Genomic DNA, 21,640 nt, shown 5'->3' on the forward strand with positions numbered 1-21,640 from the left:
CTATGATTCCACGTATTTGGTAAGCACACGATAAAAAGGCTTATTTCCACCCATGTGGGCTTTTTTGAGTTGCTTATCTTTACGTATGAGGACATCGATTGCGATCTCTACGGCCTTTTTTACTGTGCCTTGTTTCGCTCTGTCCAATTGTGTAATTCAAAGCAGACCAAAGCCCCTATTCGGACTTGGGTCTGTTTTTTTATTGCTTTGAATCCAACTATCAAAGGAGTCGTAACAATGCGAGGCATACATCTGTATTTCTTTATTTAATCCTCTCTAAGTAAATCGCGGGTCAGCCTGCGAACGGAAAAACGGAAACTGCGATTTTCGAAGGAGGATTAAGTATGTTATTGATAAAAGCGAAGGATATTTATGTGGAATTTTTGGGGCGCGGCGTACTTGATATCGAGCAGTTGGAGTTGTATGAGTTTGATCGAATCGGTCTGGTTGGCACCAACGGAGCTGGGAAAAGTACGTTGCTCAAAGCGTTGCTAGGCAAAATGCCTTTGCAGCATGGCAAGATTGCAAGGGAGGGGACGTTTACCTATATTCCCCAATTGGAAGAGGCGGTTACCCAAGATGTACAGGATCACGCCATAGCGGGCAAGTTAGGTGTCAGTCAGGTACAGGTGGAGACAATGAGCGGCGGGGAAGAGACGCGGTTAAAAATCGCGCAGGCACTGTCGGGAGAGGTGCATGGCATTTTTGCCGACGAGCCGACCTCCCACCTGGATCGTGAAGGCATCGACTTCCTCGTAAACCGACTTAAACATTATTCGGGGGCGTTGCTCATTATTAGTCATGACCGTTACTTCCTAGACCAGGTCATAGATAAGATCTGGGAGCTTAAAGAAGGGAAGATCACCGAATATTGGGGTGGTTATACCGACTATTTGGCCCAGAAAGAAGAAGAACGAAAAAGCCAGGCTGCCGAATATAAACAATATGTAGTGGAACGTGAACGGCTGGAACTGGCTATTGAGGAAAAGAAAACTCAGGCCAGAAAGCTTGATCAAAAGGTGAAAGGAGCAGGCAGAAAAAACAGAACGGATAGTGGCGGACGCCTCAGCCATCAGAAATCCCAAGGCAGCAAGCAGCAGAAGCTTCATAACGCAGCCAAAAATATGGAACGGCGAATCGAATCGCTTGGCGAAGTCACTGCGCCTGAAGCCATACGAAACGTTCAATTCCGGCAGAGCAAAGCCCTGGAATTGCACAATCCATTTCCGGTTGTGGGATACGAAATCAGTAAACGGTTCGGAGACAAAGTGATATTCGACAATGTGTCCTTCCAGTTCCCGCTCGGAGGCAAGATTTCGATAACCGGTGCAAATGGAGCCGGAAAAACAACGTTGTTCAACATGATCCGCGATAGAGAGAACGGTATTACATTATCGCCCAAAGCGGAAATCGGCTATTTTGTCCAGAACGGTTACAAGTTCGACCAGAAACAGAACGTAATGGCATTTATGCAGGATAACTGTGAATACCCCGTTTCGGACATTCGGGCGGTACTCGCATCTTTGGGGTTCACACACCAGGATGTTCGCAAAGAGCTATCGGTATTAAGCGGCGGCGAAATCATAAAGCTCCAGTTAACCAAATTGTTGCTTGGACGCTATAACATCCTTCTTATGGACGAACCGAGTACCTTTCTGGATATTCCCGCCATGGAAGCACTTGAGACCATGATGCGAAATTACCTAGGCACCATCATATTTATATCTCACGATGTCCGTCTGCGCGAGGGTGTCGCCGATCAGGTGTATGAGGTAAGGGATGGCCGACTTGTACGATTGAAGTAATGTGTAAGTAAGGCGATCCGAAAGAACAAATTTAGGGGGTACAAGACTTCATGTATATGCAATGGAAAAAGAAGTTCGCATTCATCTTCAGCGGGCAAATTTTTTCGATTCTAACATCTTCTATGGTTCAGTTTTCTATCATCTGGTATTTGACTGAGACGACGGGGTCGGCTACCGTGCTGATGATTGCAGGTCTTGCCGGGTTCCTGCCACAAGCGCTCTTGGGCCCATTCATTGGCGTCTGGCTTGACCGATGGAATCGTAAGCTTACAATGATCGTTTCTGACAGCGTCATTGCGTTTTCCAGTTTGGTTTTAGGCGCCTATTACTTATGGGGCGAACCAAGTTTATGGGTCGTGTATGCAATACTATTTATTCGATCAATAGCCTCGTCCTTCCATGCCCCTTCGTTCCAAGCCGCGATCCCTCTGATCGCGCCGGAAGAACAATTAACCAGGGTGGCTGGCTGGAATCAGTTAGTGTTCTCCGCATCCAGCGTACTCGGACCAGCGCTCGGAATAGCGGTATACTCGGCTACTTCACTAGGAACGATATTGCTCTTGGATGTGGTTGGTGCATTAATCGCTAATCTAATGCTTCTATTGGTCAATATTCATCAACCGAAGCCGGAGATCATGCCAACGTCTTCGTTCCGTAGGGAGTTTACTCTCGGTTGGAAAGCGTTCCTGTCTGAAAAGTCCATTGTCACGATTACAATCGCAATGGCGATCTTTAGCGTTGTTTTTATGCCTCTGGCGATGCTGTTTCCCCTGATGACGCTGTCTCACTTCGGCCGCGGGGGTTATAGCGCCAGCCTGATTGAAGCAGTATTCGGAATTGGCATGATCCTTGGTGGTGCCCTGTTGTCGGTTCTTGCTTCTAAGTGGAAGGATTCCACTTATATGAGCCTGAGCTTGGTTGCGATTGGATTGGCCTGCGTCCTGAGCGGGGTACTAGGGAGCGATGCGTTCCTTGCTTTCATCGTCCTATCCTTCCTTATGGGTGCGGCGGCGCCTTTGTTCAACGGTCCTTACATGGCGATGATTCAGAAGTCTTACGAGCCTGAAATATTGGGGCGTGTGCTCTCATTTGTCACGAGTATTGGACTATTGTCTTCTCCGATCGGGCTCGCTTTGGCAGGACCAGTTGCCGACCGATTCGGGGTTCAAGTTTGGTTTTTCTGGTCTGGGATTGTCGTGGCCTTGATCGGAATTTTTATATTTGTCAAGTTTTATGATACAGGTAAAGAAAAGTAACACATCGGTCAGTGTTCGAATGAATGTTGTTCGAAATAAACAGGGCCTGGGCAGGTTGTTTTCCCCGAACACAACAAACAAGGAGCAAGATCGCCGTGGATCTTGCTCCTTGTTCTACACCGGAAAGAAAAATGAAAAAGAATTCTTGGCTGCGACGAAGATCCAGGGTGTGAGATAAACTCATAAGAAAACAACTTAGTATTTCAAGCGAGAAAGAACAACTAATAAACAACCTATATTGTGGCAAACTATTGGCTTTAAATATATCCCGATATGAAACCAAACTTTATTTGATACAATCTGTTTTATATATGTAGATACTTAAAAAATCTTAGTAGGAGGGAAAGCAATGCAGGAAAAAATCAATACAAATATTTTGATTGGAATCTTAATTTGTCTTATACTTATCGCTCTTAAGCCATTCCCCCAAAATAATGAGGAAAATACATCCAATCCATCATTCGTAAGCGAGTCAGTTGTACAGCTAGCTGAGAACAGAATAGCCATAGTTGAAACAGAACTTAATTCTGGACTGAGAGGAAATATAATTGTTTTAGAATTCAATGAGGATAGGAAGACCTTTGAACCTATTGGAAGATATAATTATCTTGATTTTTTTACGAATCCTGAAAAATACAATTTCTAGATTAAGAATTAGAATTTTTAATACTCATTGATGATTGAGATCTAAATCGTTTGGTGAGTATTTTGACTCTTGGAAAGTGGATGATGGATTGGCAGATGCTTACTATAGATGATCTCACTGCTCTCACTTTTGCCCTGCGCGGACTGCTCGCTTCCAATGCATACAGAGGTCTGGAGGAAGACATGCAATTGAATATGAGGCATGGAGCTTTAAAAGGGACAGGGGTGGTCTGTTGATAGGCTTAGTAAAGCCGTGACTATGCAAATACCGCCCTTCTCCGTAGAGGAAATCGGCGGTATTTGTATTGTACAATAGTTGAGTAAACACCATAACATGAATTACTCCCCAAAGAAATTTCTGCACACATGCAAAATTCCCTCGGCGTAAGGATAAGGAGCTACGTTGTTGTGGCATGATTTTGCCTCTGCCGTTGCGTTCTGGAGAAGATATCCATGGGCAACCATCCGAAGCATCTCGATGTCATTTCCGCTGTCACCGAAGGCCAATGTTTTGGACAGAAGTACCTGACAATATTCTATCAGGAATTGCACAGCCGCTTTCTTTCCAGTTCCAACGGGGATAAAATCGACATCATATGCGTGCTCCGGATCACCCGCCTTGGGATTGCAAATATTGATATTAATCCCGATCCCGTGATTTGCAGCCAGGTGCCTGATGATCCTTATATCATATTGGGTTTTGGCTGCTGATACCGGATAATAATAGTAGTTCATTTTATATCCGAATTGACCAAATTGAGTCTGTTCGTGAAGGACAATGTTGAATGTTGATTTTAATTCGCTAATTAAATCTTCTACATCTCTTCGAGAGAATCCGGATGTCCTTATAATCTTTGCCCATGAAGGAACAGTGACCAGTTGTCCGTCAGGCTCGACTTCCCACATCTCTGTGCCCAGATTGCTCGCTATAAAATGGGGGAGCTGCGTCATATCGGCTATTTTCATTTTTGCTTGTAATTGCTGAACACTGCTTCCGGTAACCCAAGCTATCTTTACTTGATGATTTCTGGCAAGGTGCTGGAGGTATTGTTCCAGTTCGTACACCATGTTGAGTTGTTCAGGCAAACATTCATGCGGGTAATACGTTTCGTCAAAATCAAACAATATCAGATATTCGGCTACAGTGGGGGTATAGATAACTTCCATGAGTGTGACTCCTCCTATAGTTTGTTAATGGTATCATAATTGCTGGAATCGTTCCCAGGTCAATACTTTAGATGAGGTGTTAATTTTGCCCACCATAATTGATATTTCACGTGTAAGTGGTCTCTCCAAGTCGACGGTATCACGTGTGTTAAACGACCATCCTCATGTATCTGTTGAAAGCAGACAAAAAGTACAGAAAGCCATTACGGAGCTGGGTTATGTCCGCAATACGCAGGGGGTTCAGTTGCGTCTACAGGCAAGCAATCATGTCGGTGTGCTTGTCCCGGATGTGGAGCAACCCTATTTCAGTCAGCTTGTAGGTGCATTAAGTCGATCTTTAAGCTCAATGGGGTATCAACTTGTTATCTATCAGACCGAATTATCCCGCGAGTATGAACGTGATGTGTATGCCCGATTGTTACGTCGAGAAATGGATGCCGTGGTTATTGCTCATTCCCATTTCTCGGAGAGAGAAATTAAAAAATATATAGGTTCTTACATTGGAATCATATGCAACGAAGCGATGGACGGAGAGTTTCTCGATGTCTTTCGATTGGATGAAGAAGATGCGGTCTTTCAAGCGACAGCATATTTGCTGTCCAAGGGACGCCGTCATCTGTTTTTCTGTATGGATCACCTGACACTATTGCAAGAGAAAAGATGGAACGGGTTTCAACTGGCTCACCAACAATTCGGCCTTGCGTGTACGAGATCACAATGTTATACGGGTCTGGTGTCTATGGAAGATGGTTATGCCTTGGGAGAACAATTATTTACTTCTGATCCATTGCCGGATGGAATGATAACAGGTAGTGACTTTGTAGCTACAGGTATATTGAAAGCAGCCAAGCAAAGGGGGATATCCGTGCCTCAAGAAATGTCCGTCATCGGATTTGATAACCATCCTGTGGGATTGATGACTAATCCGGAACTGACCACATTAACCAATTGTATTCCCGATATGGTCAGGGATGTTACAGAATGTCTTACCCGGAGATTGAAGGGGATGCGATCTGCTCCTATAGCGAAAACCTACAAGGCTACGCTGATTATACGCAATTCTACTTAAGAAAAGTGAAGTGAAAGACAAAGTAAAAAGAAGGATAGTGAAATCCTTCTATCGGTCAGGAATGTTACATGTCTGAAGAGGAATTGAAGCGTTACTAGAACTCTCGTTGTGGTACTTGAATTTCTAGACAAAATGGAGCATTTCTAAACAAGAAGATATTCAGTGGTTCTTTTACACTACCGTAACCTCAATAAATCCTTCTGCTCTCCACAGGAGGATTTTTTTCCCATTTATATTGACCAACAGGTCAGCATCCTGTATGATTTTACTAACCAATTGGTCAGCAAATTCAAAAAGAGGTGATGAATCTGCCGATACAGCTCTACGAACGAGAGAAGATTTTGCAAGCCTGCTTATCCGTGTTTGCCCGCAACGGTTACAAGAACACATCAACGGAAATGTTAGCGGAAGCTGCTGGTATCTCCAAAGCTTTGATCTTTCATCATTTCACGAGTAAGAAGAAACTGTATCTTAGCTTGGTTGACCACTGCTTTGAGAAAGTCCGAACCGGCATCCATTACGATGAGTGGACGGAACACACCGATTTTTTTACAGCTATTTCTCAGTTAAGCCATGCGAAGCTCGACTATTTTCGAGAGCATTCTGATGAATGGAAGTTAGTATTTGAAGCATTTTATGCCACACCCGATGGCCTGAAGGAGGAAGTCGAGGATAAGTATGGTCAGGTCAGCGAAACCCGCCAAGCGATGCTCGTAAGGCTTTTCGACAAGGTGCCGCTTCGCGAAGGCATAAACCGCAAGCATGCATTCGAGCTCGTCATGGCCGTAACCAGACATTTCGAAACGAAGTTTCTGGAGGAGACGAACGGTATGAACCACATTGATGAAACCTATACCCGTAGCCTTATGAAGGAACTGGACGCTTTTTGTGACATGATCCGATTCGGTATGGAAAACTAAAGTAAAGAGGTGATCAGCCGTGAAAGGCATAACAAGCAACGATTTTGTATCGCCGGATACAATGCGTGATTTTAATGCGTTTTACCAAAAGCTGACCCAACATCAGGAAGGACTTTATCGGCTTGATGACTTTTTTGGCATGGGCGAAGCTTGGGTAGCCTTTCGGTATGAGGATGTCTCGGCAATTTTAAAGGACCCCAGGTTCCTCTCGGATCGGCGAAAGTACTCTTCACAGCAAAAAGCCTCACCCCAGAACAACTCCGTCAATGAATTGCTTGAATGGTTCAAGAATATGCCCAATATGCTCACGGTGGATCCTCCCGATCATACCCGGCTGCGGCGTTTGGTCTCCAAAGCATTTACGCCCCGTATGATTGAAGAGCTTCGTCCGCGAATCCAACATATTGCCGACGAGCTGCTGGATAAGGTAGCCACCCAGGGCAAGATGGAACTCATTTCGGATTTTGCTTATCCGCTGCCTATCATCGTGATATCGGAGATGCTGGGGATCCCCAGCCATCATCAGGCACGTTTTCGTGAGTGGACCCACAAGCTGGCTCGGGCTGCGCTAAACCCCGGCCAAGAAAGTTTAGTCCAAGGAGCCCTTCAGGAGTTTATTGACTACATTCAATCTTTGATTTCCGAAAAGAGAGAGCACCCCGGGAGCGATGTCATCAGTGGGTTACTCCAGGCTTACGACGAGGGAGATAAGCTCAACGAGAACGAGCTGCTCTCCACCATATGGCTGCTCATTACGGCAGGACATGAAACGACCGTGAATCTGATCGGTAACGGAACCCTGGCGCTGCTGCAGCATCCCGAGCAAATGCAACTGCTTCAGGAGGATCCGACCCTATTGCCGGCAGCAGTCGAAGAACTGCTGCGGTATGCGGGTCCAGTCATGATCACAAGCCGAGTTGCAGATGAGGATATCGAGATACACGGTACACGGATTCGAAAAGGCGAGATGATTGTAGTTTCTCTGGCCGGAGCGGATATGGATGGAAGCCGTTTTGACGAGCCAGAGCGGCTGAACATCACAAGACAAGAGATCGATCATTTGGCCCTTGGTAGAGGAATCCATCTTTGCTTAGGGGCGCCCCTTGCCCGTATGGAGGGGCAAATCGCGTTCAGCTCTCTATTGCGGCGTTTTCCCAACCTGCGTCTTGACGTTAAACCGGAGGACTTGACATATCATTACAGCACGCTGCGATCTTTGGTGAGCCTTCCAGTCCGTTTCTAATACTGTTTCATATTACTAACGAGCCTAATGGAACGGTTTAACCATTGTGAAAAATGTGATATAACCTTAAAGGAGTGTAAAAACACAGATCGATTGGTAGTCCGGTCGCACAGGGTTAGCTCTAGTGTCAGTGACCTTCCCCCCTCGGGATGTCCATCACTCCAGTATAAACAGAGGGGGAGTAAGTGTGAAGCTTACCGTATTGTTTGATGAAAGTTGTAAGTACTGGATTGATGTGATTGAGCAGGAAGAACAGGGACGTCTAAAAGCTTGTCGTCATATTTTTGGTAACGAGCCAAAGGATACGGAGATATTAGAGTTCGTTAGCGAGAAAATGATGGAATTGATGAACCTTACGAAGGTAGGAACGGATGCGAAACGAAGTAAAAACACTCGAGTAAATCCGAAAAGACTAGCTCGCCAAGCGTCTAAGGAGATTGCCGAGCGAGGTTTATCTAGCCATGCTCAGGAGGCAATAAAGCTGGACCTCGAATCCAGGAAACTTCAACGAAAAGTGCGTAATCGCCAACAAATTCTTGAAGAAAATGAAAGAAAATATCAACTTAAAGTTCAAAAAGCGAAGAAGAAGCACATGGGCAAATAGTCAAAAACAAACTAGCGTCTCAGAGGAAGCACGTCTTATAGACTTGCTTCTTTTTTCTTAATTCTCTATAAGCTAGGCTAAAGAAATTTGATCGTTCATTAAACTAACGGGATACGTTAGTTTAATAAAGACAAGAAAGAAGCCGGTCAGATTGATCAGCTTCTTTCCTTAAGCTAACGGGCAGGATAGCTTTAAGAACATGTAAATTAATTTTGATCCAAAGTTCTTGACTCTGACGTTAGGTCATAGTGCATAATTCTCCCTATAAACGACTAGGAGTGAGAATTATGAACATAACAACATTGCGTTCAGACCACATTTATCAAAAAGTTGCCCAAGCTTCGCCCGAGGAAAAACTTGAATTATTCAGAAACGAAATGATGGCTCCCTTTATGAAACAATGGCAAGTTCAACAGATCCCTTTTAGAGCTGAAGAGGCAAATGGTTTTGACGTTGTCACGTTTAATAGTATGATGCATCGATCCCCTGATCAGATTACCCCGCAGATTTCACCTGAGGTAGAGTTGATTTCGTCAGATTCTTTTTGGTTAGAGTGTGAGCATGCTGTGAAGGAAAGCCTACATCTATTTATAGAGCATGAAATAAATCTCCCCGTTTCTGAATATTTGTTTACCATTCAACTAGGGAATCCGGAAAACCGTGCCTTAACGATAAACGAAGGATATAGCGGCTTTGGGGGCATTCCCGGGTTTATCTGGGGTACACTCTTGCCAAATGAGTACACGATTCCTCGAATGAAGGTTGCGCTGGCGCACGAGTGCAACCATAATGTGCGATATCAATTTATTCAGTGGGATCATACCGTTAATTTGGGCGAGCTTATCGTAAGTGAAGGATTAGCTGAAAACTTTGCTACGTCCATGTTTGGAGGAGAATGGCTCGGTCCTTGGGTAACGAAAACAAACGCAGAAACACTTAACTGGCACATTAAGCCCGTGCTCCGAGAGCAGTTGCAATTAACGGGGTTTGATCAATTGGCCCCGTATCTTTACGGTGACGAGCTCGCAGAACTTCAGAACTTTAAACCGGTCAATATGCCGTACAGCGCCGGCTACGCTTGCGGATATTATTTAATCCAGTATTACTTAAGGAAAACAGGAAGAACGATCTGTGAGGCAACTATAACGCCTGCTGCTCAAATACTAGACGAAGTAAAAGGATTTTGGGATGAAGAAACCATTATTAGCGGTTAAAGATATTGTTCAGATAACAGGCATCACAGCTCGCACCTTGCATTATTACGATAGAATCGATTTATTTAAACCGACACATCTGACGGAAAAAGGGTATCGCCTATACGATCGAAGCAGTTTGGAAAAACTTCAAACCATTTTATTCTTAAAGGAAATGGATTTTTCCTTGAAAGAAATTGCGGACATTTTAAAGCTGACCAGGCAAGAACAGAAACAAATATTAAAGAAGCAAAGTCAAAACTTATTATCGAAAAAACAAAGACTAGAAACCATCATGGTAGCTCTAGATGAATACGTTTCGGGGAATGACATTAGTCATTTGCAAATCTTCAACAGTTCTACCGTTTTGCCATTGAAAGAACAGTATGCCAATGAGGCAAGATTCATTTATGGAGAAACAAAGGCGTACAAAGTGTATAATGAAACGTTGGAAAATTTATCAGTAGATGAAAAAGAGAAACGTTTTTCCGATATGGAAGAAATATATAAAAAAATTGCGTCTTGTGTCGATCAAGATCCTTCCACAGATGAAGTGCAGCGATTAATCGAAGAGTGGAAAGAAAATCTAATGCATTTCATGACATGCGATGCAGAGTTATTGGCTTGCATTGCCCATACCTACAAATTCGATGCACGATTCAAAAGCTACTTTAATCAATATGGCAATGAGGATTTAGCAGATTTTCTTTACAGCGCAATTATGCGTAATATCAATCGGTAAACATATCAATGAATGGGAAATGCTCAAGGTAGCTTGGCCCATGACGATCGTCCATGTGGCCTACAAATGCATGACTCCGATAGTTATTGTAAGCTCGTAGATCAGTGGGGGCTTGCTACACTGAAAGAAATGAGCCCTCTTGTTATGAAAATTAATCATTAAACTACTGGGAAACTAACTATAGCTCAATAAAAACAAGAAGGCAGCCGATCTATATGATTGGCTGCTTTTACTCAACTGAAGTGCAGAGTGGTGGTTCTGTACAGGCGAAGCTCAACAGCCGAGCTTTACTGGTACAAGCATTTCCAGCTTATGAATATGCTTCATAGGGGGATCTTTTTATGAAGATCGGATACTTTTCTATGCACTAACTATAGGAATTCGCCTACTGGAAGATCTAGATCGATCGTTGTATGGCGCAGCATCGGATCATAGTTTCGGGCTTTTGTTGAAAACAGACGAATCAATACGACAACCTGTAAGGAATCGCTGGATAAGGCGCCTTCATCGCAACTAGCGATAAGCTTTACTTCCGGAGCGACCTGCCAAGCACCAGCACGTTCATAAAAATAGGCCAAAGACGGTTTGCACGTAAATATTCCAATACCCGTATTGCCATGCTCTTCGATCCATCGAGTAGCTGCAGCGACTGTACGCAAACCAAATCCTTGGCCATGATATTCGGGGTCAGTCGCCACACAGCTAAGTCCAGCTATGTAGAATAGCTGCCCGCCATGCTTAATAGTTTTGTGCACCACACCTACATAACTGACCAACCTTCCATCTACATAGTAAAGAAATGAACGTGCATTCAGTGATTCATCGTGAGTTGTATTTAAAAATGAAGCCATTGATTTTATTAAGCGATCTTTGACTTTAGGCCATATATGATCTAAATTTTTTTGTTAATGGATATTAAAGTAGAGCATAACATCAGAAAAGAGTCGCTTAAATTGCGGTTTTTTTGTTTTCTTTCTGAAATTGCACTGAACTGATAGAGATTCCCTTTAGGCTAACGGGCAGGTTTGTGAATAAAAAAGAAGGATTGAGACCGTGACTGACGAATTCCCATTGATGATTACAATTACCAAAGTAGGTGGGTGAGTATATTGGATGATTCTGTTTTAGATTTTTATAATGACCTAACAGAAGATTACCATCTTATTTTCGTTGATTGGCATCATGCCATTTCTTGGCAAGGAGAGGTTCTAAGCAAATTCATTCATTCAAAACTAGCGAGTCTTAGCAAAGATGGTGCCTCGCTTTTAGACTGTTCCTGTGGTATCGGTACACAAGCAATAGGGTTGGCTAATCACGGATTTAAAGTAACGGGTACTGATTTAAGCCCAGCTTCTATTGAAAGAGCAACAAAAGAGGCAGAATCTTTCGGGGTTAAAATAAACTTTGGGGTAGCTGATTTTCGTTCATTAGAGAAAGATGTTTCCGGAGTTTATGATGTTGTTCTTTCCGCAGATAATGCAGTCCCACACCTTCTGACAGATAAAGATTTATATCTGGCTGTGAGCAACATGTATTCAAAAGTCAAAAATAATGGCATTCTCCTCATAACCATAAGGGATTATAATGAGCTGGTAAAAGAAAAGCCTAGAGTTACTGAGCCACGCGTTTTCGAGAAGGGCAAACGAATTGTTTTTCAGGTTTGGGATTGGTCAGATGACGCGAAAACCTATCAGACAAACCATTTTTTAATACAAGAAATTAATGGGCAATGGATAACAAAGCATCACAAAACGAGATACAGAGCTATATTAAGAGAAGATTTTAATCATATTTTGAATACGGCTGGGTTTGTGGATATCGAATGGTCTATGCCATCAGAATCAGGTTATTACCAGCCCATTGTAACTGCTCGAAAAAAGGTGTAGTTTAAGCGGGAAACGATAGTTGAATAAAGAAAAGAAGGTTTGCCGTAAAGGACAAGAACATGAGCCGATTACCGATTAGATAAGTATCTAACTATGTTTCCATGCAATCTCATTCAGCTAACGGGCAGGATAGTTTAAGATCCATTCAATGTTCAATTAAATTCCATTAAATAACATAATAATGTTATAATTATAGGGTCTTGGATATCTAATTAAAATTTTTTATCTAGGGGGTAAATAATGAATAAAGATCATGAAACTCCTGAAAGAACAAGAGAAAGACTAAGACAAGAAGAATTGGAAAATAATCCATTTGGTCATATGAATAACGGAATGGGTAGGGCTCAGTATAGTTTAGTCGATTTAGTAGGTAGTTTAGGTTGGAAAGGCACTTTAGTATTAATCATTGTTATTATTGTTGGTCTTATAGTTGCCAATATTTTTAAGTAAGGGAATTATTATTAATGGTTTTAATTTTTTGAGAAAGCCTGTCTAAGAATAATCAGACTTCTCTTTCTTTATGGAATCGAGTCATCATCTTATGTTTGTACTTCTTTTGTGAGTAAACCAATAAGTTTTAACCGTAGTAACTGAATACTGAGGAGACTAGAAGCTGGCTTATTCGCCAGCTTTTTTGGTTTGCAATTGGCAGGTAAATGAACCCTTAATAAAAGATCAATCCTTTATACAAAATAATTTAAGGGGAGAACACATGGTTTGGAACAGATCGAGATATCGTGGTTGAAATACCCTATCCCAGCAGGCAACTGAACACCGCAAAAAGCAATGTAAGCTTCCGGAATAACTGCTAAATCACAATTCCCTCTTGGATGGGATCACATCAATTTTCTAGGCGAATACACATTCAACTTCAAGCAGAATACGTCTTTCGAACTCATTGCAACCGCTGAAACAACAGGAAGTTGAATGACCAGTGGTCCGGGCGGTATAGCCCGAATACAAGTGATTACATAACCTGGGCGATGACTTTATTTGGATATAAAACCAGCCTAGAATCATGGACACCTTGATGACCCTACCATTATTCGCTTAAATACCCGCCGCTTTAATGCAGTTCGCGAAAGCAGCAAACGATTTGCTGCTGAACTGGTCTTTACGCGTAACGAGCCTTGTCGTCATAAACCGATATTGTTCGGGAACCGGATGCACGGCTAATCGCTCGTCAGCTTCAGTAATGACCGATTCGGACAAAAGCGCGTAACCGATGCCTGCTCGCACACAGTTCAGCATCGTATCCAGCGCACTCACCTCGATCATATTAATGGAGGTTATCCCCATGCCTTGAAGCCAATCCACGCTGGCAGATCGGAAAGGGCAACCTTTTGGGAAAACAATCCATGTTGCATTGGTAACATCAGGAGGTGAATTACTTTCATCAGCATTAGTAAGTAGGATAACCTCATCTCGAATTTCGTAGGAGACCTTTAATGGAGCGAGATCGAATTCACCGGAGAAAAAAGCCCCATCCAATTCGCGGTTCAGCACCTTCTCATAATTAAGCGGCGATGTTCCGGTAACAAGCGATAACGCGACTTCGGGGTATTTGGTTTGAAAGTCGGATAACGCGCGAATAAAGGGAGGGGTGGACGCAACGGTTTCCACGACGCCGATCGCGAGCGGACCGCTCGGATGCTCAGACTCCTGAATGGCTGTAACCGCTTCCTCGTACTTGAACAAAATGTCGGCCGCGTACTGGCTGAAGACGAGCCCTTTTTCTGTCGGCAAGACGCCTTTCGGCGTTCTATGAAAAAGCTGGACGCCCAGCTCCGTCTCCATTTTGCGAACTCGCATCGTCAGATTCGATTGCACATAATCCAGTTTTTTCGCCGCACGGGTAATACTGCCTTCTTGAATAATGGCCATGATTATTTTCAGATCGGATAACTCCATTGGCTCCAACCTCCACCTGACGTAATGAGATCAATATTATTGATGTCCTCATCTTTACTGATCATTTTACTATATGCGGTATTCGGAATACAATCAAATCAAGTCATAAAAGCGGTGTGGCGGGATACAAAATACGAGCCCTCAGTATAAAACAAAAAACAAGATGGAGGTGTTGCCAATATCCGATGGCTGAACGAATGGGGGTTCCGATTACGTTGCCGCATGTATCCCCACAGCCTTATACTCGCTTAGCATTTCAGGGCTGCCAGTATGCAAAGGAAAATGGCAAAGCGATTGGATCAAGTGGCATCCAAGGAAGCCCACGAAACAGGAAAGTACAAAGAAGCGCATCCACAAGCACTGGAACATGCCAATAGCGAAAATATTATCTCGGTTCCGCACTTTCGTTATTGGTGACACAACAGTAGATAGTAATGACGAAATCGAGAAACAGAAATCAGATCGTTTCCCGGAAGGGCTGTCCTGCCCGAATCGAAGGCTGTAACTGAAATATGAAGTTGGATTAGGATATCGAAAAAAATACAAAAAACGTAACCTGAAGGGATGATAACAATGACAACATTTACTCAAGTACAAACTCAACCGGATCCATACGCTCCTTTTCTTATTTCACAGGCAATCAAAGTCAACGGATTAGTTTTCGTATCAGGCCAAGCCGCAATCGGCGATGATGGCAATCTCGTAGGGGTCGGTGATTTCGACAAGCAGGCGGACCAGGCTTTCCGGAATTTGGATCGCGCACTTAAGGCAGCCGAATCGGGACTCGACCGCGTCGTTAAAGTAACCATCTATTTAACAGCAATGTCAAACTTCGAAAAGCTTGTTGAGCTTCGTCGCAAATGGTGGTCCCAACCTTATCCGGCAGACACGCTCGTCGAGGTATCCTCGCTCTACTCGCCTGATGCGATGATCGAAATCGACGCGATTGCTCTTGCTAACTGATCAAACGTCATCGGGGAACCCGCTACTCATCGATTTACCCGCCCATGTAAAACAAAGCCGTCCGTTAGAGCAGAATATGCTCTTGTGGACGGCTTTGTTTACTGATCACCGAGTTAGTTCCATCGTAGCGGGTAGTGCCAGTTCGCTGGTACTACCCCTTCCTGGATATTTTCTGCTCTATTAGCATAGAACTTATTACATAACCTTAATTCATGTAATCCGTAATTTTTTTAAGCTCAAAAATAGCTGCCTCTGATAACAAGATAAGCCTATCGTTATTAACAACAAAAAAACTTACACTTACAGGTATGCTAAGTTTTGTAGAAGGGTCACTTATATCTATTGCCTTTACTTCATCATTTATATTTAAGTCTGGGATATCTATTTTATAATGTCTATAAAAAGAGTCAGAGTTATAGCATGTCGCTGTAATCTGATATAATGGATTTTTTAGTTCATATTGATATTTCTTATACTTTTTAAGTCCTTTTGATGAAAAAAAGTCTTTTTTGATTATAATTTCATCTCCAATAAATTTTTGCCCTGTTGGATATTCAGAAGCATCATTATATGAATTTGCAAATCCTAAAAGCTTCTCAACTTTCCAAGTTCCATAGAAATATTTTTCAGTTTCACTATCCAAATTTATACGTTCTACATTACAATATTCGGATGTGTTTTTTGGAATAATAGACTCATCCTTTTCAGGTTTATACTCACTAGAAGTATTTGGATTTGATGTCATTTCAACATTTCCACTAGCCGATGCTACCATCATCATTATCATAATACAAGCCAATATTGTTTGTTTCATATCTCACACTCTTTTTTTATTTTTTTCTTGTGTCACAATCCTCGTAAGAACCAAGAACTTCATAATTATTTTCTTCAGTATAGAACAACCAAGGTTTATAATCCGCGCAAAAGGTCATCTAAGCCCTTGATATCAGAATCAGCATTGGCTGAAAGGGATGGGGGATATCTTTAATGATTTGGATCAATACAAATCAAATCAAAGACCATATCGCTGCTTCTGCAGACGCAATTTGCGTGATGAAAGACAACACGATTATACATGAATGGTATTCTGGTTTCCATCATTTCCATAAAAGTGCTAGGAAGGTTGATGAATATTCTCAATTTAATGAGAGAAGGCGCTGCTGGACAATTACCTCCGAAAGCGGTCAGCAGGAGTCAGGGGGTCGCCAAAATTTTCGATTGAAAAAATCAAGAAACTACTTAAATTATGAATGAAAGAAGGTATAGAAGATGATACGACAAATTAAAGAGCAATTCACTGAAGAGATCCTTACTGAAGCAATAAAGCGATATGACATTAATAATGACACCGTTCGTTTATTGGGCGGTTATGAAAGCTTTGTTTATGAATACCAGAAAAACAATGCATTTTTCATATTAAAAATCTCACACACAATTAGAAGATCAAGAAATAATATACGGGGTGAAATTGAATTTTTAAATTTTTTGTCGAATGAAGGACTGGCAGTTTCTAATGCTGTTCCATCGACCAGAGGTAATATGGTTGAAGAAATTGCTGCAGAAAATGGTTCGTTCCTAGCCATTTCATACGAAATGTCTCTTGGAAAAGAAGTGTCGGATGAAGATTGGAATGAATCGCTTTACGAAAAATGGGGCGAATTTCTGGGGAAAATCCATCATGCCACAAAGGGTTATGAATGGAGTAATCCGGCGTTTAAACGACAAGCATGGGACCAAGAAGTTCAATTAAAGGCGGAGAAATACCTGCGACCTGATGATGTAATGATTTCAATTCTAAAAGAAAGGTTAACAAAACTTACTTCTCTGCCAAAGTCCAAAGATACATACGGTTTGACTCATACTGATTTTCATCAAAGTAATTTTTATCTGCATAACGGAGACATTTATTTGTTCGATTTTGATGATTGCGGTTATACGTATTTCGTAAACGATATTGGGATTACATTGTATTATGCACTTTCTTATCCGTTTAAGGAATTTGATAATAAAACGGAATATTATAAATTGTTTTTCCGCCATTTTATGAAAGGATATCTGAAGGAAAATACAATCCAAGAAGAAGAAATAGTATATTTACAAGATTCTATTAAACTTCGTCATGCATTGCTGTATCTTTATTTTCATCAAACAAACGATGTGTCAAATTTGGATGAAGAATCAATGAACTGGTTAAAAGAGCTTCAACGAGTAGCCGCTTCTGATGACCCTATGCTGCCGATTGATTTTGTTCAAGAATTTAAAAGCATTTATAATAGTATTCATTAACCTGGAAGCAGCGTATTTTACTAGGGACTATAGGAAATGATGGTGCATACTCGCACAGCAAGGCTGCACAGGTATTTAAAAAAATCCCTTCCTGTGTCGGTATCCCTGAGACGCATGGGGGATCATGAATATTATTGTCGAGGACAAGATTATGGTCCCATTGAAAGTCGCTAAAGCGGCTTTTTTATTTTATCGGTACAAGTTCTTGTCCCGAGCCAATGACAACAACTTGTACCGATTGCCGAAATGGACAAGAACATAGTTTGATTGCCGATTAGGCATGTATCTAATTGGTAAATGATATGAAAAAAAAAGTACAGATGATTCTCTAGAAATGGTGCGCTGAATTTACAAGATTAAATAATTATACCCGGGTGATATTGATACTTTTATTTTACCCTGGTATAATTATTGGAAAAGAGCTTTAAAGAAGGAGGTATAAAATGCAGACTGAACTAACTCAAATAAGCTGTACTGCCTTTGTAGGGGGAAAGAGCATTACCAAGGGGACATTGCAGCACATTGTTGCTTTTGTAAAGGATAGCCTGGATGATAAGGAATTCGCCCAATTGCTTATTTTTAACGATTTGACTGGAAAACCAATCGATATTGATTTTCGTGGAAAAACAGCTGAGGTACTTCAACGGTTGAGTAACCACGCTGACCATGCATCAGCTGAGGAAGAAAGCAAACAACCAACAAGACGGGTTGGTCGCCCCAAGCTGGGGGTGGTATCTGGCGAGGTTACTTTGCTTCCTCGACATTGGGATTGGCTTAAATCTCAACCTGGAGGAGCCTCTGTAACTTTGCGAAAACTGGTCGATGAAGCTCGTCGTACCGGGAAAAATGAGAGTAAGGCTCGCGCGGCACAAGAAGCAAGTTATCATTTTATGACGGCAATGGCGGGCGATTTCCCTCAGCATGAAGAGGCCTTGAGAGCACTATATGCCGGGAATCAGGATCGTTTTTACCAATTGATTGACGATTGGGCACCCGATATCAGAGACCATATCAAAACATTAGCGGAGAATGCATTCATAAAAGAAGAGACCTAGGAACTACGAAAAAATATTGAAAGGAATGTTATGAACGTGACTGAATTGATTCGTTACATTGAACCGACTCAAAACAATGGCATGAAGTTTGTACGCCGAAACATGGAGGGTAGTGTATTCATGTTAAATCTGCTGCGTTTTCGGGATATCGCAGACTACACATCTCACCCTGAACTAACCCCTAATGAACCGATCAGTGGGGCGGAAGCTTTCGATCGATACATTAAACACGCACTCCTTTTTACATGAAAGTGAGGGGGAGATCGTTTTTATGGGCAATGACATCGGACTGCGGCCATTGAAGATTCTCGCCTGCTCCCCATAACAGAGCTTCCTAAATTCATTTAAATGAAGGAGAGAACAACAATGAATATTCTGAAAGTAAACGGTATTGATCTCGCCTATGACAGCTATGGCAACGAAACTGACGAAACCATTCTTCTGATTGCCGGGCTTGGAACCCAAATGATTCGTTGGACAGTTCCATTTTGTGAGATGTTGGCGGCTCGAGGATTTAGAGTTATTCGCTTTGACAATCGTGATACTGGTCTATCCACACATTTTAGTCATCACCCTACGTTAGATTTCGAAGCACTCGCAAAAACACTTATGTCCGGACAACGCCCATATATTCCATATTCACTTAATGATATGTCTGACGATGTGATCGGACTGCTCGACGCTCTTGGGATAAAAAAGGCACATGTCGTTGGACGCTCGATGGGCGGCATGATTGCCCAGCTTGCAGCCGGCAGATACCCGGAACGGGTCCTGTCCCTTACTTCCATCATGTCGACTACAGGAAATCCCGACCTTCCACCAACATCACCGGAAGTCATGGCGTTGATGACTCGGCCTGCACCGAATCCGATGGAGGATGAGGCAGGGTATTTGGCTCATAGCCTAGCTTTTGCCAAGCGCATTGCCGGCACCGGCTATCCGTTCGAAGAGAACGAGTATCGTTCGCTTATTCGAGAGGAAGTTCAGCGAGCCTATGACCCGGGCAGTGTTGGGCGACAAATCGCAGCAATTGCCGTTTCTGGCGACCGTCGTCCGCATCTGGAAAAAGTAACCGTTCCAGCATTAATTATTCATGGTATGGACGACCCGATGTTTGTCCCCGCATGTGGCAAAGATACGGCGCAAGCCATCTCTGGTGCAGAGTTCATGTTGCTTGAAGGCATGGGACATGATCTGCCGCCACAACTGTTTGAAACCATTGCTGATGGAATCGAAAGGACAGCCCGGCGCAATGGATAAAAGGTTTGAAAAAGGGGAATGGACGGTGTCTGATATAGGGTGTTCTAATGTGATACGGATACAATTAATATGCTTAAACTTTTAGATCTAGCCGAGAAATGTATCGATAGGTTTTTATTTGTAATAAAGCCTAATAAGATGAAGGGAAAAATAACAAGAAAACGTCAATGGGTACAAGTTCTTGTCCTTTAACGGAACAAGCTCTTGTCCTCAGATACTACCAGACTGGACAAATTACTGATGGGATAGATCAAGTTCCAAATTTGCTCGATATACAAAAAAACAAAAGGGCATAATTTCATGAAAGTAGGGAACTTTGTGTCATTTTGGTAGGGAACTTTATGTCAATGTATGTACAATAATGTCGGACGACTAGAACATATATACATTAGAAGTCGCATATTCTGCGGCTTTTTTATTTTATCGGTACAAGTTCGTGTCCCGAGCCAAGGACAAGAACTTGTACCGATTGCCGGAATGGACAAGAACATAGTCCGGTTAACGATTAGATCAGTGTCTAAATGAAGCATACAGCTATTTCATTAAGCTAACGGGCAGGTTAGCACAGCCATAGTAGCTTAAAATATAGATGACCATTAAATTTAAAGTAAAAAATCCGAAATTAATGGATTATCGATAAGTATCTAACTTGATTTGTCTTTAAATTTCCAGCCAAGTAAACACCTGTTAGACTTAAAAACCACTTAAACCAAAAGTTTAGTACTAACAAAGGAACTAGCATTGCTACACACTATCATTGGATGACAAATATATGTAACACTCTTTTCGACAATAGGGCTCCTTACAAAACATTGACAGGAAATAGAAAAGTGTTTAGAATAAAAATTGATTGATCGATCAAAATAAAAAACGAACAATCAATAAAATAAAGGTGGATGAATAAATGGAGAACAAACAATCTTTGATAGCTGATGCACGGAGAGAACAAATCATTAAAGCTGCTATAGAGGCTTTGGCGGAAATTGGATATCACAACACAAGCCTTTCTAAAATAGCAAATAAAGCAAACATAAGTACAGGTCTTATATCTTATCATTTCTCTGGTAAGGAAGATTTGATGAAAAATACTTTGATGTATTTGGTTGAACAAGAGCGAGCCTTCATTAAGGGAAAAGTAGAACAGAAACAAACGTATATGGAGAAATTAATGGTTTTTATAGAAGCAAGCTTAGCTTATCTGGGTACAAACCGTGGATATAACACTGCTTTACTTGAAATTGTTTTTAATGCTCGAACGCCAGACAACGTCCCTTATTATCTGGCAGAAATTGATGATGAAGATCAATTAAATGTTTTGATGAAAGAGATTCTTTACAAAGGACAAGAATCTAAAGAATTTGGTGATTTTGATCCTCAAGTGATTGCAATTGTCATTCGGGGTGCTATATCAGCGTCAATGTCATTGCCTCAAAATGAATTAAGTCTTGAAGACTACAGTGAAAAGATAATAAAGAGCGTTTTAAAAATGATTAAAGAATAAATCGAAAGTAAGTTATAAAACGACGTTGCGAACCCAATGTCAGGAGTGTGTAGAAACTTCGCCATCTGCTTATTCCTACTCCCATATTTGTGGACACTAGTGAATTTAACACTAAGGAAGGAATGGTTAATAAG

Annotated in this window: 21 protein-coding genes; 17 read left to right on the forward strand and 4 right to left on the reverse strand. The window is 42.0% G+C overall.

Features of this window, described 5'->3' with window-relative positions:
- Positions 1 to 344: 344 nt before the first annotated feature.
- The 3 genes from WDY75_RS16010 (at position 345) to WDY75_RS16020 (ending at position 3,707) form a co-directional block, all read left to right on the forward strand.
- Positions 345 to 1,805, forward strand: a complete 1,461-nt coding sequence (locus WDY75_RS16010; protein ID WP_063479598.1) for an Msr family ABC-F type ribosomal protection protein — start codon at positions 345 to 347, stop codon at positions 1,803 to 1,805.
- A 50-nt stretch (positions 1,806 to 1,855) separates the two neighbouring features.
- On the forward strand, positions 1,856 to 3,061 hold the full coding sequence (locus WDY75_RS16015; RefSeq protein WP_063479597.1) for an MFS transporter: 1,206 nt from the start codon (positions 1,856 to 1,858) through the stop codon (positions 3,059 to 3,061).
- A 349-nt stretch (positions 3,062 to 3,410) separates the two neighbouring features.
- The gene (locus WDY75_RS16020) at positions 3,411 to 3,707 is read left to right on the forward strand and encodes a hypothetical protein (RefSeq protein WP_063479596.1); all 297 of its coding nucleotides are present in this window, start codon (positions 3,411 to 3,413) and stop codon (positions 3,705 to 3,707) included.
- A gap of 338 nt (positions 3,708 to 4,045) precedes the next feature.
- On the opposite strand, the gene WDY75_RS16025 is transcribed toward WDY75_RS16020, so the two are convergent.
- Complete coding sequence (locus WDY75_RS16025; protein WP_063479595.1) at positions 4,046 to 4,873, reverse strand: HAD-IIB family hydrolase; 828 nt, start codon at positions 4,871 to 4,873, stop codon at positions 4,046 to 4,048.
- Between the two features lie 76 nt (positions 4,874 to 4,949).
- Here WDY75_RS16025 and WDY75_RS16030 point away from each other — a divergent pair, with 76 nt between their 5' ends.
- The 6 genes from WDY75_RS16030 to WDY75_RS16055 all read left to right on the forward strand — a co-directional run bounded on the left by WDY75_RS16030 (position 4,950) and on the right by WDY75_RS16055 (position 10,644).
- Positions 4,950 to 5,942, forward strand: coding sequence for a LacI family DNA-binding transcriptional regulator (locus WDY75_RS16030; protein WP_338840031.1), 993 nt, complete (start codon positions 4,950 to 4,952; stop codon positions 5,940 to 5,942).
- 302 nt (positions 5,943 to 6,244) lie between these two features.
- On the forward strand, positions 6,245 to 6,862 hold the full coding sequence (locus WDY75_RS16035; protein WP_231888079.1) for a TetR/AcrR family transcriptional regulator: 618 nt from the start codon (positions 6,245 to 6,247) through the stop codon (positions 6,860 to 6,862).
- A 19-nt stretch (positions 6,863 to 6,881) separates the two neighbouring features.
- The gene (locus WDY75_RS16040) at positions 6,882 to 8,105 is read left to right on the forward strand and encodes a cytochrome P450 (RefSeq protein ID WP_063479593.1); all 1,224 of its coding nucleotides are present in this window, start codon (positions 6,882 to 6,884) and stop codon (positions 8,103 to 8,105) included.
- Between the two features lie 187 nt (positions 8,106 to 8,292).
- Complete coding sequence (locus WDY75_RS16045; protein WP_063479592.1) at positions 8,293 to 8,709, forward strand: YjdF family protein; 417 nt, start codon at positions 8,293 to 8,295, stop codon at positions 8,707 to 8,709.
- 287 nt (positions 8,710 to 8,996) lie between these two features.
- The gene (locus WDY75_RS16050; RefSeq protein WP_063479591.1) at positions 8,997 to 9,923 is read left to right on the forward strand and encodes a DUF2268 domain-containing protein; all 927 of its coding nucleotides are present in this window, start codon (positions 8,997 to 8,999) and stop codon (positions 9,921 to 9,923) included.
- Positions 9,898 to 10,644: a MerR family transcriptional regulator gene (locus tag WDY75_RS16055; RefSeq protein WP_063479590.1), complete on the forward strand. Its 747-nt coding sequence runs from the start codon at positions 9,898 to 9,900 to the stop codon at positions 10,642 to 10,644. The genes WDY75_RS16050 and WDY75_RS16055 overlap by 26 nt, the downstream gene beginning before the upstream one ends.
- A 371-nt stretch (positions 10,645 to 11,015) precedes the next feature.
- On the opposite strand, the gene WDY75_RS16060 is transcribed toward WDY75_RS16055, so the two are convergent.
- Positions 11,016 to 11,495 (reverse strand): GNAT family N-acetyltransferase, encoded by a 480-nt coding sequence (locus WDY75_RS16060; RefSeq protein ID WP_231888078.1) that lies wholly within the window; start codon positions 11,493 to 11,495, stop codon positions 11,016 to 11,018.
- 258 nt (positions 11,496 to 11,753) lie between these two features.
- Here WDY75_RS16060 and WDY75_RS16065 point away from each other — a divergent pair, with 258 nt between their 5' ends.
- Positions 11,754 to 12,530 (forward strand): class I SAM-dependent methyltransferase, encoded by a 777-nt coding sequence (locus WDY75_RS16065; RefSeq protein ID WP_063479589.1) that lies wholly within the window; start codon positions 11,754 to 11,756, stop codon positions 12,528 to 12,530.
- Between the two features lie 240 nt (positions 12,531 to 12,770).
- A complete protein-coding gene (locus tag WDY75_RS16070; RefSeq protein WP_063479588.1) occupies positions 12,771 to 12,980 on the forward strand; it encodes a DUF6366 family protein in 210 nt (69 codons plus the stop codon).
- Positions 12,981 to 13,580: 600 nt separating this feature from the next.
- On the opposite strand, the gene WDY75_RS16075 is transcribed toward WDY75_RS16070, so the two are convergent.
- Positions 13,581 to 14,441, reverse strand: a complete 861-nt coding sequence (locus WDY75_RS16075) for a LysR family transcriptional regulator (RefSeq protein ID WP_006210668.1) — start codon at positions 14,439 to 14,441, stop codon at positions 13,581 to 13,583.
- A 573-nt stretch (positions 14,442 to 15,014) separates the two neighbouring features.
- Between WDY75_RS16075 and WDY75_RS16080 the strand changes: the two genes are divergently transcribed.
- Complete coding sequence (locus WDY75_RS16080) at positions 15,015 to 15,404, forward strand: RidA family protein (protein WP_063479587.1); 390 nt, start codon at positions 15,015 to 15,017, stop codon at positions 15,402 to 15,404.
- A gap of 205 nt (positions 15,405 to 15,609) precedes the next feature.
- On the opposite strand, the gene WDY75_RS16085 is transcribed toward WDY75_RS16080, so the two are convergent.
- Positions 15,610 to 16,218 (reverse strand): hypothetical protein, encoded by a 609-nt coding sequence (locus WDY75_RS16085; protein WP_063479586.1) that lies wholly within the window; start codon positions 16,216 to 16,218, stop codon positions 15,610 to 15,612.
- A 173-nt stretch (positions 16,219 to 16,391) separates the two neighbouring features.
- On the opposite strand from WDY75_RS16085, the gene WDY75_RS16090 reads away from it, so the two are divergent.
- From WDY75_RS16090 to WDY75_RS16110, 5 genes are all read left to right on the forward strand, one after another.
- Positions 16,392 to 16,658, forward strand: coding sequence for a hypothetical protein (locus WDY75_RS16090; RefSeq protein ID WP_063479585.1), 267 nt, complete (start codon positions 16,392 to 16,394; stop codon positions 16,656 to 16,658).
- 15 nt (positions 16,659 to 16,673) lie between these two features.
- Complete coding sequence (locus WDY75_RS16095) at positions 16,674 to 17,690, forward strand: phosphotransferase enzyme family protein (RefSeq protein WP_063479584.1); 1,017 nt, start codon at positions 16,674 to 16,676, stop codon at positions 17,688 to 17,690.
- Between the two features lie 443 nt (positions 17,691 to 18,133).
- On the forward strand, positions 18,134 to 18,745 hold the full coding sequence (locus WDY75_RS16100; RefSeq protein WP_063479583.1) for a DUF2239 family protein: 612 nt from the start codon (positions 18,134 to 18,136) through the stop codon (positions 18,743 to 18,745).
- A 366-nt stretch (positions 18,746 to 19,111) separates the two neighbouring features.
- Positions 19,112 to 20,005, forward strand: a complete 894-nt coding sequence (locus tag WDY75_RS16105; RefSeq protein ID WP_063479581.1) for an alpha/beta fold hydrolase — start codon at positions 19,112 to 19,114, stop codon at positions 20,003 to 20,005.
- Between the two features lie 904 nt (positions 20,006 to 20,909).
- Positions 20,910 to 21,506: a TetR/AcrR family transcriptional regulator gene (locus WDY75_RS16110; RefSeq protein WP_063479580.1), complete on the forward strand. Its 597-nt coding sequence runs from the start codon at positions 20,910 to 20,912 to the stop codon at positions 21,504 to 21,506.
- The last annotated feature ends 134 nt before the right edge of the window (positions 21,507 to 21,640 follow it).

Source organism: Paenibacillus glucanolyticus (assembly GCF_037333485.1).
Classification (GTDB): domain Bacteria; phylum Bacillota; class Bacilli; order Paenibacillales; family Paenibacillaceae; genus Paenibacillus_AQ; species Paenibacillus_AQ glucanolyticus.

Bases quoted from the DNA above. Each gene is read 5' to 3' on its own strand.
- WDY75_RS16010 (WP_063479598.1), top strand. From the start codon at position 345: ATGTTATTGATAAAAGCGAAGGATATTTATGTGGAATTTTTGGGGCGC.
- WDY75_RS16015 (WP_063479597.1), top strand. From the start codon at position 1,856: ATGTATATGCAATGGAAAAAGAAGTTCGCATTCATCTTCAGCGGGCAA.
- WDY75_RS16020 (WP_063479596.1), top strand. From the start codon at position 3,411: ATGCAGGAAAAAATCAATACAAATATTTTGATTGGAATCTTAATTTGT.
- WDY75_RS16025 (WP_063479595.1), bottom strand. From the start codon at position 4,873: ATGGAAGTTATCTATACCCCCACTGTAGCCGAATATCTGATATTGTTT.
- WDY75_RS16035 (WP_231888079.1), top strand. From the start codon at position 6,245: ATGAATCTGCCGATACAGCTCTACGAACGAGAGAAGATTTTGCAAGCC.
- WDY75_RS16050 (WP_063479591.1), top strand. From the start codon at position 8,997: ATGAACATAACAACATTGCGTTCAGACCACATTTATCAAAAAGTTGCC.
- WDY75_RS16055 (WP_063479590.1), top strand. From the start codon at position 9,898: ATGAAGAAACCATTATTAGCGGTTAAAGATATTGTTCAGATAACAGGC.
- WDY75_RS16060 (WP_231888078.1), bottom strand. From the start codon at position 11,495: ATGGCTTCATTTTTAAATACAACTCACGATGAATCACTGAATGCACGT.
- WDY75_RS16070 (WP_063479588.1), top strand. From the start codon at position 12,771: ATGAATAAAGATCATGAAACTCCTGAAAGAACAAGAGAAAGACTAAGA.
- WDY75_RS16075 (WP_006210668.1), bottom strand. From the start codon at position 14,441: ATGGAGTTATCCGATCTGAAAATAATCATGGCCATTATTCAAGAAGGC.
- WDY75_RS16080 (WP_063479587.1), top strand. From the start codon at position 15,015: ATGACAACATTTACTCAAGTACAAACTCAACCGGATCCATACGCTCCT.
- WDY75_RS16085 (WP_063479586.1), bottom strand. From the start codon at position 16,218: ATGAAACAAACAATATTGGCTTGTATTATGATAATGATGATGGTAGCA.
- WDY75_RS16090 (WP_063479585.1), top strand. From the start codon at position 16,392: ATGATTTGGATCAATACAAATCAAATCAAAGACCATATCGCTGCTTCT.
- WDY75_RS16095 (WP_063479584.1), top strand. From the start codon at position 16,674: ATGATACGACAAATTAAAGAGCAATTCACTGAAGAGATCCTTACTGAA.
- WDY75_RS16100 (WP_063479583.1), top strand. From the start codon at position 18,134: ATGCAGACTGAACTAACTCAAATAAGCTGTACTGCCTTTGTAGGGGGA.
- WDY75_RS16105 (WP_063479581.1), top strand. From the start codon at position 19,112: ATGAATATTCTGAAAGTAAACGGTATTGATCTCGCCTATGACAGCTAT.
- WDY75_RS16110 (WP_063479580.1), top strand. From the start codon at position 20,910: ATGGAGAACAAACAATCTTTGATAGCTGATGCACGGAGAGAACAAATC.